The organism is Vibrio sp. STUT-A16 (genome assembly GCF_026000495.1).
GTDB lineage: Bacteria > Pseudomonadota > Gammaproteobacteria > Enterobacterales > Vibrionaceae > Vibrio > Vibrio diabolicus.
In genome coordinates this window covers 1,368,765-1,382,655 of sequence record NZ_AP026766.1, presented here as the reverse complement: position 1 = coordinate 1,382,655, position 13,891 = coordinate 1,368,765, and the positions used below count along the sequence as shown (strand labels likewise).

Sequence of the window (13,891 nt, the reverse complement as noted above, 5' to 3'; positions counted from 1 at the left end):
TTTTATAAATTCTAACCCGCCTAAAATAAGTAATACGAACTTTAAGCCAGTTTAGAAATAAGAGTGAGCAAATTTAATTATGCTTTCTTAAGATCTTTAGCTGGGTAAGTTAGCGTTTTCTCGCCTGCTTTTACGTGTGTGTAAAAACCGCCACTGCTTAAACCTGTAACAACCATTTCGCCAAGATCGATACCTTTAGTCGCTACTACTACGTCACCGATTGAAAACATATTGAATACCTTGTTTATTTAGATTAAGACACTAAGTCGTTGCGCGGTATTTAATATGATATTAGGCAAACCACCTAATCGAATTTTTTATCGTAAAGATTAATTTTTATTTGGCGTGAACTCTAAGTTTCCATATTGAAAAAAACACAATATTTCCCAAAAACAGATGCGCTATTCTTGTTAAATACGTTAAGATTTTCTAGCATCAATTGCGGAGGTTTACTTCGCCTCATTGGAGATAAATGATGAAGAAAGGCCTAAAAATGCGTGCACTAGAACGCTCTGATTTGCGCTTTATTCACGAACTAAATAACAACCGAAATATCATGGCCTACTGGTTCGAAGAGCCCTATGAATCTTATGATGAGCTCGAAGAACTGTACCGAAAACATATACATGATGACGCAGAAAGACGCTTTGTGGTTGAAGATGAAGACGGCATAGTGATTGGATTGGTCGAACTTATTGAGATCAACTACATTCACCGAAGCGCTGAGTTTCAGATAATCATCGCCCCAGAGCATCAAGGACGAGGTTATGCGACAGAGATGATTAATCGTGCATTGGATTACTCCTTCTCGATTCTTAATCTACGTAAAATATACTTATTGGTCGCAGTGGATAATGAAGTCGCTATTCATTTATATAAGAAATGTGGTTTTATTGAAGAAGGCCATTTAGTAGAAGAATACTTTATTAACGGAGCCTATAGCGATGTTAAGCGTATGTATATATTAAAACACCAATATCAGAAAAAGATCGAAGAAAAGAACGCGATTCACTAATTTATTCCATCAAAGTAAAAACGCAGCCATCGTTGCTGCGTTTTCAATTTACTCAAATTGATATTGGTAAGATAATGCGACGCGCCTATCTGCCTCATCTAAATACGTGTTGTTGTCCATGACAAACGTCATTACGTTAAACGAGTGACGTTTATTCACGAGATAACCAAGGCCGATACCACCAAAGAAGCCTTTGTAGTTCTCTCCTTCACTGTTTTCTGAGCCGTAAGTGCCTGCTGCGAAGCTGATTAACGTCAGCTCTTTGGTAAACGATTTCAGCGCAAATGCACCAACGTAACCACTGCTGCCAGAAGAACTCATCAGATTGAAGCCATTCTCTGCACTTGGAGTGCCCGTAAAGTTAGGCTCGCTACAGTGGCTACTTTCTGCACCGTCACATACGGGAACATCACCAGTGTTGTACGTATAGCCTGCCATTGGGAAAATTTGGAAGCCTGCTGGCTCAATCCCGAAATAACTTAGCGGCATAAAGGTACCAACGCTGTAGTTGGTTTGATCCGCGCCGTTTACGTATTCATTTTTACCGAAGTTGAAGTTCACGATACCGACCGGAAACAACCACGAGCCACCAATACGCCACTCGCTCGCATCATCATTGATACGCAGGTTAATTTTGCGCGCTTGGTCAAGCGCAAGTGAGCCCGAGAATGAGATGTTTTGATCATCAAAATCGTAGTTGTTTGCGTACGACGCGCCAAATTTCGTGATGACTTTTGTTGGGTCATCCGCCAACTTGTTTTTATTGTCTTTTACTCGATGCTCGGCACCATGAGCCAGCGTACTGACCAACAAAGTCGTACACACTAACGCTAGTTTATTTTTCATTTTTTAGTCCTTTGAGATGTTGAATACCCGCACTTAGCTGCGCAGATACTTTTTGAATCATCACTCACTGGATGTGACAGAAGCGCCCTAACTACCTCAGATGGCATGACAGTATCCAGTGCAGGTAGTTAGGGTAGAATGGCCTGTAAGGAAGGCGTTTTAGCGATTAGGAATGATTAGTTTTTCCAGTTGTAGCTCATGCTCATGAAGTACAGCGCAGGCTCATCAAAGCCAGCTTGTAAGCGTGGCGTTTCTGTTTCTGAAGACTCCATCAAGACCGCTTCAAACGCGAAACCAATTGAGTTTTCTGAATCCAATTTGTAATCAATGCCTGTACCAATGCGGTACGCCTTGCCAGTAGGAACGGTAATGTCACCGTTTGATTGGCTTTCATACATGCTGGTATCGAATGCAAAGCCTGCATTCCACACCATTTTTTCATTCAGTTTGTACTGAGTACCCAATGCGATTTGGTAAGTGTCTTGTGTCTCTACATCGACCAAATCTGCAGCCTTCAGCGCGGTTGTGTATTCGCTCCAGTCTTGCCAATTCACGTTCCACATCACCGCTAGGTCATCATTCACTTCATGGTAAGCACTGAAGATCAGTTGTTGCGGAGCAATGGAGTTACTATTGTCGAATTCAAATTCGGTTTCAGAAGAGTAAGACAGACCAAGACGCGTGCCTGATGTTGCCTCATAAAGCACACCTACTCGGCCATTAACCTGAGTATTTTGGTCTTCGTCTAAGTATTTTTTATGCACGCCAGAGCTAGCCAACGTCCCTTCTACTTCATACATACCGTACTGAATACCAAGCGCCGCACCCACAGACCAGTGATCATTGATGCGGTAAGAAGCGGAAGGTTGAATGGTCAAGGCTTGCGTCGTTGCTGTAGGAATATCTAAATGATTATCCAAAAGACCTTCGTACTCGAGGCCAAGACCGTAGTTGCCATATAAACCAATACCCAGCGTCCATTTGTCGTTCACTTGTTGGCTGTAAAATGCCGACGCCATAGGAACAAAACCAATCACGTTGCCCGCATCACCAGTCATCGTGTCTAGTTGCGCGTCACCGTAAAGGCCAATCAGGTTACCAGAGAAGGATTTACCAGAAACATTCGCCAGACCAGCCGGGTTTGCTGCCATTACTGAGGCATCTTGCGCACGAGCCGCCATACCAGCGGATGCCAAACCAATATCCGATGCTGTAGTTTCGTAAAGGTATAACCCACCCGCTTGCGCAGCAGCACACGTCAGTAGAGAGCTCGCTACGACGATTTTTGAAAGATTTTTCATGTTAAAACCTATTATTGTTAGGGGAACCCACGCTGCGACGGTGGTTGTATATCAATGAAAGGCATTGGCCAATCGCACACAGCGTGGGGGTGTTGTGGAGTTAGTCGGTTGAAATCAGCGTTATTGCTCGCTCACCTCAAGTTCAGTGGGTTTCTTTCGCTTAAACTTCTCGCGCAGAGATTGCATCATCACGAAGAACACCGGCGTCAGCAACGTGCCTACAAACGTAGAGAGAATCATGCCGCCGAATACCGCAAAGCCCAGTGAGTGACGAGATGCCGCACCAGCACCCGATGCAATCACCAACGGGAATACCCCCCAGATGAAGGCGAACGCAGTCATCTGTACTGCACGGAAACGGATTCGAGCAGCTTCTTTGGCAGCATCAATGATGGATAAGCCCTTTTCTTCTCGCAGAACTTTGGCAAATTCCACGATAAGAATCGCCACTTTGGCGGACATACCGATCAAGATGACCACACCAATCTGCACGTACAAATCGAACGGTTGTCCCACCAGCAGTAGCGTGCCCATAGCGCCGAGAATCGCGACTGGAACCGCCATCATTACCGCAGCAGGAATAGTCCAACTTTCGTACTGAGCCACCAAGAACAAGTAGGTGAACAGCAAAGACAGTGCGAACGCGATTGGTGCCATGTTGCCTGCTTTCATCTCTTGGTAAGTCATGCCTGACCACTCGTACGAGTAACCACTTGGCAAAGATTCCGCAGCCAGTTTTTCAATGGCTTTTACAACATCACCCGAGCTGTAACCTGGCGCTGGCGCACCGTTCACGGTTGCAGAACTGAACATGTTGTAGTTCGACAAGGTATCAGGGCCGAAGATCGGCTTCACTTTCACTAGCGTTGCCAGTGACACCATTTTTCCAGAGCTTGAGCGAACAAACAGATGGTCGATGTCGTCGATGTTGTCACGGTATTGCTCTTCTGCTTGCACTTTCACTTGGTACGAACGACCAAACAAGTTGAAGTCAGAAATGTAGGCACCGCCCAACTGTGCTTGCAGTGTGCTGAAGATTTCATTCAACGGTACACCCATCGAAATCGCTTTATCGCGGTCAATATCGATGTAACGTTGCGGAATGTTCGCACGGAAAATCGAGAACGCACGCGCCACTTCAGGCAGTTGGTTGATTTGGGCAACAAAATCAGCGGTTGTTTTTGCCAACTCTTGTGGAGAACGGCCCAAGTTGTCTTGCAGCACAAGGTTGAAACCATCCACCGCACCCATACCTTTGATTGCTGGCGTCGCGAAAACGAACGAAGCGGCATCTGGCGTTGAGTTCAGCATTTGGTTAACTTTATTCATCAATGCGCGTTGGTGTAGCTCAGGGGCTTTACGTTTGCTCCAGTTATCCAGTTTGATGATCAACATGCCCGAGTTTGGAATAGACGCCATGTTAATTACCGAGAAGCCCGCAACCGAAACCACGTTCTCCACACCTTCCATCTGTTTTAGTTCATCAACGTACTTCTTCATTAATGGTGCAGTACGCTGCAATGCTGCTGCGTCTGGCAAACGCATTTCGACCATGAATACGCCTTTATCTTCGTTCGGTACGAAAGAAGAAGGTACGGTCATGAACGCAAACGCCAGCACCGCAATAAGCGCGCCATACACACCGATACTCAGCACAATACGACGGCTCAAGAAGCCAACTAAACCTTGGTATTTGCGCGTTATTGCTTCAAAACCTCGGTTAAACGCACGCAAAGGCGCAATAGGTTGCGAGTGAGTTGATTTCAACATCAACGCACAAAGCGCTGGCGTTAACGTTAATGCGTTGATCGCAGAGATCAGCACCGACACACAGATAGTGACCGCGAACTGGTTGAACATTCGACCAGAAATACCCGGCAATAGCGCAACCGGTACGAATACCGCCAACAAAATAAGCGTTGTTGCCAATACTGGCCCCGTCACTTCTTTCATGGCTTGGATCGTGGCCGGAATCGGGTCTAAATGCTCTTCATGGATAACCCGCTCCACGTTCTCTACCACGATGATCGCATCGTCCACCACGATACCGATGGCGAGGATCAAGCCAAACAACGAGATGGTGTTAATGGTCATGCCCATCACGCCCATGATTGCGAACGTCGCAATGATGGAAACCGGAATCGCTAAGGTTGGAATGATGGTCGCTCGCCAGTTCTGCAAGAAAACGTACACAACGAAGGTGACAAGAAGTACCGCAATCACCAGCGTCTCGTACACTTCATCAATCGATGTCTCTACGTATTCAGTAGAGTCATACGCGATGTCGTAAACCAAATCATCTGGGAACGATTTCTCGTACTCTGTCATGGCCTCTTTCACGCGCTCCATCACGTCTAGCGCGTTCGCTGTCGGCAACTGGTACAAGGCCAGAACGGCGGCTGGTTCGTTATTCATACGACCATCAGCTTCGTAACCTTGTGCGCCAACTTCCACACGAGCCACATCTTTCAAGCGAATCAAAGAACCTTTCTTGCTCGCACGGATGATGATGTTCTCGAACTCTTCCGCAGAAGTAAGGCGGCCTTTGGTTTGCAAAACATATTGATATTGCTGGTCACCCGGAGCTGGCATACCACCGATCTTACCCGCCGCCACTTGGATGTTTTGCGTTTTAATTGCGCCAATAACATCACTAGCGGAAAGCTTCAAGGTGGCCAGTTTATTTGGGTTCAACCAAATACGCATTGAGTAGTCTTTCTTACCCAGCAGCGTAATGTCACTCATACCTTCGATACGTTTTAGACGCTCAACAATATTGAGATCCGCATAGTTAGAGAGGTAGATACTATCGTGAGACTGTTTCGGAGAACGCAGTGTAATAACGCCCAACATGTCGGAAGATTTCTTCTTAACCGTCACACCGATTTGGTTTACTTCTTGTGGGAGAGAAGACGTCGCTTGCGCCACCAAGTTGTTCACACGAACCTGCGCCATATCGCCATCTGCGCCCACTCGAAAATAGATACGTAGTGTGTATGAACCATCGTTACCAATCACAGAAGACATGTAAATCATGTCTTCAACGCCGTTGACTTTGGCTTCTATCGGTTGTGCTACCGTCTTTTTAACCACGTCCGCGTTTGCACCCGGATACATGGTGCTCACCGTAATTACCGTTGGAGAGATTTGAGGATACTCAGAAATTGGCAAGACTTTCAGGGCGATCATACCCATCAATGTCATCGCCAGTGAGATCACCAAAGCAAACTTCGGCCGGTGAATGAAAAATTTACTTAACATCAGTACTCACTCAGCCTTGTTCACTCTGTAATTCAACGTCTTTCACCGTTGCACCCGGACGCACTTTTTGTAGACCATTAACGATGACTTTTTCGTTAGCCGCCAAGCCAGTCAGCACAGCACGTTTCACACCGTAGGTCTGACCGAGTTCAACGTTACGACGTGACACCACGTGATCATCACCAACCACCATGACGTAGTCACCCGCTTGGTCTTGCTGAACAGCCGCCGATGGGATAAGCAAACCATCAATGGTTTTGTTGCGCAGCTTGATGGTCAAGTTGCCATATTCACCCGGCATTAGCGCGTAAGTTGGGTTATCAAATTGTGCTTCTGCTCGAATTGAGCCTGTTTCTAAATCGATCTTGTTGCCAACGGCGTAGATCTTGCCATCAAGCGGATACAATGAACCGTCTGAAAGCGTCAGTGTTAAATCAACATCCAGTTTGTCATCGTTACGATGAGCCACATCAATCGCACTTCTTACGCGGCGGTAGAGCTTCTCATCCACATCAAAGCCAAAGCGAATTGGGTCGATTTGAGTGATCGAAACAAGAGGAACGAGTTGAATTTTCGAAATACGGTCACCCACTCGGAAGTTGCTGAAACCCACGCGGCCTGAGAAAGGAGCACGCACAGAGCTAAATTCAAGATCGAGCCTTGCTGAAACCAGCGTCGCTTTCGCCTCTTCTACCGAAGCAATCGCTGCGGCGTACGCGGCAATGGCGTCATCGTATTGCTGCTCACTGATGCTTTTATCTTTGATGAGTTTCTTCACACGTTCTGCATCACGCGTAGTTTGAACGAGTTGTGCTTTTGCTTTTTGCAACGACGCTTTTGCATACGCCAGTGCCGCTTTGTAAGGACGGTCGTCGATTTCAAACAGCAATTGGCCTTTTTCGACCATATCGCCATCTTTAAAATGAATCGCGGTTAATTCGCCACCGACTCGAGGCATAATATCAACGTCATTTACCGCTTCAGTTCGACCGATAAAAGTATGATAAGGAGTGATTTTTGTTTCGGTTAGGGTAACGGTTTCAACAGAGGGTGCTTGGGCAGTTTTCGTTGCGATATCGCCAGTTTTGCATCCTGATAGTAATGCAGAAGATATAGCAATAGATACCAACGCAAATTTATATTTGGCTTTCATGATAAACCTACTTTATGTAGAAAGTGCCCTAGCCTAAACATTTAAATATATGGATAAACACACTTTCTATTCTGGAAATAAACGAGGGAGTTAGAATTGGTAGTTAAATTCGATACGGTGATCACCATCACCGAAATTAACGTGCTCATTCCAGTTTGCAAAGTAACGAATATTTGCGCGAGGATTAATTTGATAAGACAACGCAAACTCATGAGTTAAGATATTATCTTCACCCGCGTAATAAGTATCTTTATATTGACTAGACCCTGATAATGTATGCATATACATTGGGTTGTAGTTAATCCAGATTTTATCGGTTAATTCAATTTTTGAGTACATACCGACAACGGTGAAAGTACCTGGAATTTCATAACCTTTGTCATCACCACTAAAATCATTAGCAATAGTGACACCCGCACCAGCTAAAGGAAATAACTGCAACATGCCAAACTTAGGTAGGCCTTGAATAAAGCTATAAGATGCATCTAATTTATCGTTATCAACATCGTAGTTTACATCTAATTGACGGCCTAGACCTTTTGCGACTTCTACTTGGAAATTACGTAGTCGGAAAGAGTCAATGCTGTCATCAACATTGGCATACATTGGATCGTCATTGTCGCGAATGCCAAATAGCTCACCACCAATGCCTTTCATTTCGATGATGTTCATCGCCATGGTGCCAGGCTGGCTAGATTGGTAAGTTTGACCGATTTTGATGTTCGCGCCTTTGTCAGTAATACCAAAGCCCGCTTGGGTGTAAACCGCAAGTGGGTCAGACATATCTTGTAGTTCTTCGTCATTATTTGTCTGAGCATAAGCAGAAGACGCGAGTTGAAGGGCTGCTGCCATGATAACAACAGACGGTTTCACTAAATTCATAAAACTGTATCCATTTTAATGATTATAAAATTATTCACGTCATGAGGTCATCATAAATAGCAAGCAACACAACTCGCTTTGGATAATATAAATTATCAAAGCAAATTTAATAATGACGAAACATTAGACGTTTTAATTAAAATAAAATAAAGCGTCGTAAAAGTTCAATCACTGCTACTTATATCTTATATAACTTGAAATTTGGTAAGCTTTACGAAGAAGGGAATATTAAAACTTATGAAAATTCAATTATCATTAGAACAAATGATTAATTAAATTTACCATATAAATAAGGAGTGCAATGGTGTTAGGTGATCGCGATCAAGTTTTATTTGTATCGTATATTACTCTTCAGGTAAAGAAGAGAGTTGTAATAAATTGCAAATACCTTAATTTAATTAGCCTTGCGGTCAATTTAGAATAGTTACTCCACAATAAATTGAAAGGAAATCACACTCTGTGATCTCCTTTTATTTTCGAGTGCAAAAGCACCAATGCATTTCGTTAACTAAAAACGCAAACGATTCGCACTATTGCAGTTTCTCTATCCCCATATTGAACAGTGCAAAGCTATAAATATCTGCATTTGTCTCAATTATTTTACGCGTTGGTGTGCCAGCACCATGTCCTGCATTGGTTTCGATGCGAATCAAGGTCGGATTTGAACCCGCCTGTTTTGACTGCAACTCAGCAGCAAATTTGTAAGAGTGAGCAGGAACAACACGATCATCATGATCACCCGTTGTAATCAATGTTGCTGGGTATTCCACCCCCGCTTTTACATTGTGCACTGGCGAATAACCTTTCAGATATTGGAACATCTCTTTACTTTGCTCTGCCGTACCGTAGTCATACGCCCAACCAGCACCTGCGGTAAAAGTATGATAACGTAGCATGTCCAGTACGCCGACTGCTGGCAGCGCCACTTTAAACAGCTCTGGACGTTGCGTCATAACTGCCCCCACTAACAAGCCACCATTCGATCCACCGTTAATGGCTAACTTGTTTGATGACGTTACCTTTTCATCAATTAGGTATTCAGCCGCCGCAATAAAGTCATCAAACACATTTTGCTTTTGCATTTGAATGCCAGCGTTGTGCCACTCTTTACCATACTCCCCACCGCCACGAATGTTCGCTACCGCGTAAAAACCACCAAGCTCCAGCCAAGCCGCACGTGTCGGGCTAAAAGATGGTGTGAGGCTAATGTTGAAGCCGCCATAACCATATAGGATGGTTGGTGCGCTGCCGTCCATCGGTGTCCCTTTTTTATAGGTGATGATCATCGGCACTTTTGTTCCGTCTTTTGAGGTGTAAAACACTTGGCGAGATTCATACAAAGTAGGGTCAAATGGCGCTTTAGATTTGTAGTACACCTCGCTATCACCATCTTTGATGTTCAGACGATACGTAGTGCTTGGCATCTTGTAGTTGGTGAAAGAATAGTAGACTTCGGTTTCTTCTTTTTTACCCGAGAAACCGTATGCGCTGCCAATATCAGGCAATTTGATTTCTCGGATGAGTTTGCCGTTCATGTCGTATTGCTTCACCATCGAGATCGCATCAACAATATAACTCGCAAACAAATTGCCACCCGCGGTAGAAACGCGTAACACATTCTTTGTTTCAGGAATCAAATCTTTCCAGTTTTTGGGCTGCGGCTGACTCGCATCCACCGTCACGACGCGTTTGTTCGGCGCATTAAGGTTCGTAACCAAGTACAGTTTCGTGCCTTGGTTGTCTATTACCCAAGTATCAGAACTGGTGTTATCTAAAATGGTTTTAAGCGGGCTGTTTGGCTTACTCAGATCTTTAAAGAACAGTTTGTTACCCGATGTCGATATGCTGGCTGAGATAAACAAGTAGCGTTCATCTTCCGACGTATAGCCGCCAACATAACGGTATTTCTCTTCCTCAAAGCCGCCGAAAATCAGCTGGTCTTCACTTTGTTTCGTCCCAAGCTTATGAAAGTAGAGCTTGTGTTGATCTGTCTTCGCGGAGAGTTCACTCCCCTGTGGCTTGTCATAACTTGAGTAATAGAAGCCTTGATTGCCGAGCCAACTGATGCCGCTGAACTTAATATCCACCAGCGTTTCGCCGACGGGCTTTTTGGTTTCTGTCTCTAGAACTATGACTTTTCGCCAATCGCTACCGCCTTCCGAAATGCTGTATGCAACCAAAGATCCATCTCGTGAAAAGCTCACTCCCGCTAACGATGTGGTGCCATCTTCACTAAAAGTATTTGGATCGAGGAAAATTTCTGCTTCACCATCACCTAGCTGCCGATAAAGCACGTCTTGGTTTTGTAACCCGTCATTTTTGTAGAAGTAAGTGAACTTACCCTCTTTGAACGGTTGGCTTTGTTTTTCGTAATCCATGAGCTTAGTAATGCGCTCTTCAATCTGCTTGCGATAAGGGATTTTCGACAGATAATCAAACGTCACTGCATTTTGTGCCTTCACCCATTCTGCGGTTTCTGGGCTGAGATCGTCTTCCAACCAGCGATAAGGATCACTCACTTTTGTACCAAAGTAGTCATCGACAACATCCACTTTTTGTGTGGTTGGGTACGTGACGGCTTTCGGATTTACCTGTTCAGCCGACGACTGCGCCGCTTCATTTGCATGCGCCACAGACAACACACTTCCGAGTGCGAGAGCCGTTGCTAATGCTAGGGTGTTCTTTTTCATGAAATTCCTTTTTATTTTTCTGTTGTCTTTTTGTGCAATACATCAGAACTCTACTATATATCGACAAAATGAATCTAATTTCATTAAACGAGTTGTGAAAGCCATCCTAACTCCCTCATTTCCTGCGAATTCTACATATCGGTAAGTGGAAGTGTAGAGCTTAGGAACAACGCTGAAGAGCTACGATGGCGTTTGCTCTCTTTCGTTTAATTCAGTTCGATTTGACGCAAAACCCCAGACTCAGAAGCGAAATCTTGGTCGTGACTAATCAGAACAAATCCACCTTTGTATGCATTTAACGCCTGACTAAGCATTATTTTTGAATCGAGATCGAGATGGTTATCTGGCTCATCAAGCAGCAGCAAAGGCTGGGAGTTTTGATGGCTGACGATCAGCATCGCGAGCTTCATCTTCTCGCCACCGCTCAGTACGCGCCCCAACCGAAACACAGCGTCTCGACGAAAACCGATCCCCGCCAATAAGGTTCTCGCTTCACTTTCCGTCATCTCTTGGCAGGTCTCCATTACGTTCTCAAGTAACGAAAGATTTGGATTCACTGCGCCAAAGTGTTGGTCGAGATAATACAAGGGTGTATTCACTTGCAGCTCACCACTCAGCAACGATAACTCGCCAAGCAACGTCTTTAACAAGGTTGACTTTCCGCAGCCATTTTTCCCTTTGAGATGGACTTTATCGTTCGCAAAAATCTGCAAAGTGATAGGAGTAGAATCCCCAAAAGGCAATATACCTTCTTGTATCGACAACACTTTTCTCGAACGGTTCGGATTATCTGCAAGATAAAGCTTTTGCGCTTTGAGCTGCTCATGTCGCGATTGCAACGCCCGCTCTTTGGCTTGTAAATGCGCTTGTCTGAGTTGCTCATTCTTATTGCGATTTGATGTGCTGGCGGTCGCGCTATCCTTTTTGCCATCAAGCAAAATTTTGGGCTGACTGCCGTCTTTGCGCAGTTTGTTCCCTTGCGCGGCGCGTTGGTCTGCTTTTTCACGATTTTTCTGGGCTTGCTCAGCTAACCGTTTTTTGTGTTTATCGACCTGCACTAACTGCCTTTCGACCGCTTGCAGCTCAGTGCGTTTTTGCTCGGCATACACATCGTAATTTCCACCAAAAACCTGTAAGCCTAGGCCCGATAGTTCCCAAATTTCCTCCATTGCTCGCAGCAGCTCACGATCGTGACTGATGAGTAAAATCGCGCCACCGAAATGCCTCATAGACTCTATCAGCCATTGTTTCGCCTCGGTATCGAGGTGATTGGATGGCTCATCGATAATCAAAAGCTCCGTTTCGTTTTCAAACAATTGCCATAACTGCAAACGCGCCAACTGACCACCACTGAGCCGAGCACATGAGAAATCAGGGTCTTGCGGCAAGCCCATCGCAGCAAGCTGCTGTTTGAGTTTCGGTTCAATATCCCACTGTTCGCCAACCAGTTCGAACCAATGCTCAGAAACATCACCTTGTTCAATCTGCTTTAAAGCATGCAAGACCGCATCTTTGCCCAGAAACTGGGCGATCGATTGCTGACCTGAAAGCAAATCAGACGGCTGCTGGCGATACATCATGAAAGAAGAGGGAAAAGTCACTACACCGCTGGAAGGCTGAGTTTCGCCCGCCAAAATGGAAGCCAAAAGCGACTTACCGATGCCATTGCGCCCAACCAAACCAACACGTCGTTTAGTCATGGAACAAGAAATAGACTGGAATAGCGTCTCGCCATTATCAAACTGATGGCTAACATTAAAAGCTTGTAAAACTGGCATAATTTGCCTCCTGTATGACAGGGACAACAGCCGTAGCTATGATTTGAGATTGCAACAAAACGCGTGCACAAACGCATTAAGCTTTATGTAAAGCTCGACGATAAACGTCAAATCAAAAATTTGTCTTGTTGCAAAGAAATATCGGAAAGTGAGCTACGCCTACTAACCCTGCAGATCCAAAAAATAAGTAAAAATATGGATAACAGGTTTAGTTCTTCATTTTGGCGTAATCTCCTAGAGAAATGATTTTCGAAGTTTAGCGGGTTTTCTGACTAAAAAGCAAGCAGCATTATTTATCAAAACTTTGAACGATTTCGAGATCTTATCTACACAAATTTTGCCCAAGCCATACTATGCTTACAGTAAAGCTAATCCACATAAGGGCGTGGTAATGAAATACAAACATATCCTTGTTGCACTCGAACTGTCCGATGAGAGCACAGTTCTGATCGACAGAGCCGTAGCGATGGCTAACTATCTCGACTCCGATATTTCATTCATCCATATTGATGGAACTCACGGGGAAATTTATCGTGAGCTCGTAGACATTAAAGAGAACCCAGACCAAAGGCCGCTGAATGAGCACTCTATGGAATGTTTGAGAACATTCAGTGAGTACATGGATTATCCACTCAAACACTTCTTCGTGGGTACTGGTGATTTAGCCGATAAGCTCGAAATTACCATCAAAGAGCAAGAAGTGGACTTGCTGATTTGTGGCCATCACCAAGATTTCTGGAGCAAAATCATTTCCTACTCAAGACATCTTATCAACAAGTCACCAGTCGATATTTTAGTCGTTCCTATTCATGATTAATTAGAATTTGACGCTTGCCAAAACCACCAACTTATTTGGTGGTTTTTTATTGATATTGAAACAGCTTAAGCACTTTTCCAAGCTAGCTTGACGGCCATTTATGAGTTACATTTTCTAACCAACCTGCGCTCCTACCGGGCATGGTTAT

10 protein-coding genes are annotated in these 13,891 nt (G+C 44.6%); 2 read left to right on the top strand and 8 right to left on the bottom strand.

The features are described from left to right. Positions 1 to 77 precede the first annotated feature (77 nt). Entirely contained in the window at positions 78 to 230 is a 153-nt protein-coding gene (locus OO778_RS22795; protein WP_005375418.1) for a hypothetical protein, read from the bottom strand. A gap of 245 nt (positions 231 to 475) precedes the next feature. On the opposite strand from OO778_RS22795, the gene speG reads away from it, so the two are divergent. Beyond that, positions 476 to 1,015 (top strand): spermidine N1-acetyltransferase, encoded by a 540-nt coding sequence (gene speG, locus OO778_RS22790; RefSeq protein WP_041853120.1) that lies wholly within the window; start codon positions 476 to 478, stop codon positions 1,013 to 1,015. A 48-nt stretch (positions 1,016 to 1,063) separates the two neighbouring features. On the opposite strand, the gene OO778_RS22785 is transcribed toward speG, so the two are convergent. The 7 genes from OO778_RS22785 to OO778_RS22755 form a co-directional block, all read right to left on the bottom strand. After that, positions 1,064 to 1,861, bottom strand: coding sequence for a hypothetical protein (locus OO778_RS22785; RefSeq protein ID WP_074189888.1), 798 nt, complete (start codon positions 1,859 to 1,861; stop codon positions 1,064 to 1,066). Between the two features lie 176 nt (positions 1,862 to 2,037). Further along, entirely contained in the window at positions 2,038 to 3,162 is a 1,125-nt protein-coding gene (locus tag OO778_RS22780; RefSeq protein WP_264911822.1) for an outer membrane protein transport protein, read from the bottom strand. Between the two features lie 120 nt (positions 3,163 to 3,282). Next, the gene (gene vmeQ / locus OO778_RS22775) at positions 3,283 to 6,423 is read right to left on the bottom strand and encodes an efflux RND transporter permease subunit VmeQ (RefSeq protein ID WP_264911821.1); all 3,141 of its coding nucleotides are present in this window, start codon (positions 6,421 to 6,423) and stop codon (positions 3,283 to 3,285) included. 10 nt (positions 6,424 to 6,433) lie between these two features. Continuing rightward, positions 6,434 to 7,576: an efflux RND transporter periplasmic adaptor subunit VmeP gene (gene vmeP, locus OO778_RS22770; protein WP_031816976.1), complete on the bottom strand. Its 1,143-nt coding sequence runs from the start codon at positions 7,574 to 7,576 to the stop codon at positions 6,434 to 6,436. 90 nt (positions 7,577 to 7,666) lie between these two features. Continuing rightward, on the bottom strand, positions 7,667 to 8,458 hold the full coding sequence (locus OO778_RS22765) for a hypothetical protein (protein WP_005479226.1): 792 nt from the start codon (positions 8,456 to 8,458) through the stop codon (positions 7,667 to 7,669). 530 nt (positions 8,459 to 8,988) lie between these two features. Further along, entirely contained in the window at positions 8,989 to 11,148 is a 2,160-nt protein-coding gene (locus OO778_RS22760) for a prolyl oligopeptidase family serine peptidase (RefSeq protein WP_264911818.1), read from the bottom strand. Between the two features lie 206 nt (positions 11,149 to 11,354). Beyond that, entirely contained in the window at positions 11,355 to 12,926 is a 1,572-nt protein-coding gene (locus OO778_RS22755; protein WP_264911816.1) for an ATP-binding cassette domain-containing protein, read from the bottom strand. A gap of 391 nt (positions 12,927 to 13,317) precedes the next feature. Between OO778_RS22755 and OO778_RS22750 the strand changes: the two genes are divergently transcribed. Beyond that, positions 13,318 to 13,743: a universal stress protein gene (locus OO778_RS22750; protein ID WP_005392539.1), complete on the top strand. Its 426-nt coding sequence runs from the start codon at positions 13,318 to 13,320 to the stop codon at positions 13,741 to 13,743. Positions 13,744 to 13,891 lie beyond the last annotated feature (148 nt).

Bases quoted from the DNA above. Each gene is read 5' to 3' on its own strand.
- OO778_RS22795 (WP_005375418.1), bottom strand. From the start codon at position 230: ATGTTTTCAATCGGTGACGTAGTAGTAGCGACTAAAGGTATCGATCTT.
- speG (WP_041853120.1), top strand. From the start codon at position 476: ATGAAGAAAGGCCTAAAAATGCGTGCACTAGAACGCTCTGATTTGCGC.
- OO778_RS22785 (WP_074189888.1), bottom strand. From the start codon at position 1,861: ATGAAAAATAAACTAGCGTTAGTGTGTACGACTTTGTTGGTCAGTACG.
- OO778_RS22780 (WP_264911822.1), bottom strand. From the start codon at position 3,162: ATGAAAAATCTTTCAAAAATCGTCGTAGCGAGCTCTCTACTGACGTGT.
- vmeQ (WP_264911821.1), bottom strand. From the start codon at position 6,423: ATGTTAAGTAAATTTTTCATTCACCGGCCGAAGTTTGCTTTGGTGATC.
- vmeP (WP_031816976.1), bottom strand. From the start codon at position 7,576: ATGAAAGCCAAATATAAATTTGCGTTGGTATCTATTGCTATATCTTCT.
- OO778_RS22765 (WP_005479226.1), bottom strand. From the start codon at position 8,458: ATGAATTTAGTGAAACCGTCTGTTGTTATCATGGCAGCAGCCCTTCAA.
- OO778_RS22760 (WP_264911818.1), bottom strand. From the start codon at position 11,148: ATGAAAAAGAACACCCTAGCATTAGCAACGGCTCTCGCACTCGGAAGT.
- OO778_RS22755 (WP_264911816.1), bottom strand. From the start codon at position 12,926: ATGCCAGTTTTACAAGCTTTTAATGTTAGCCATCAGTTTGATAATGGC.
- OO778_RS22750 (WP_005392539.1), top strand. From the start codon at position 13,318: ATGAAATACAAACATATCCTTGTTGCACTCGAACTGTCCGATGAGAGC.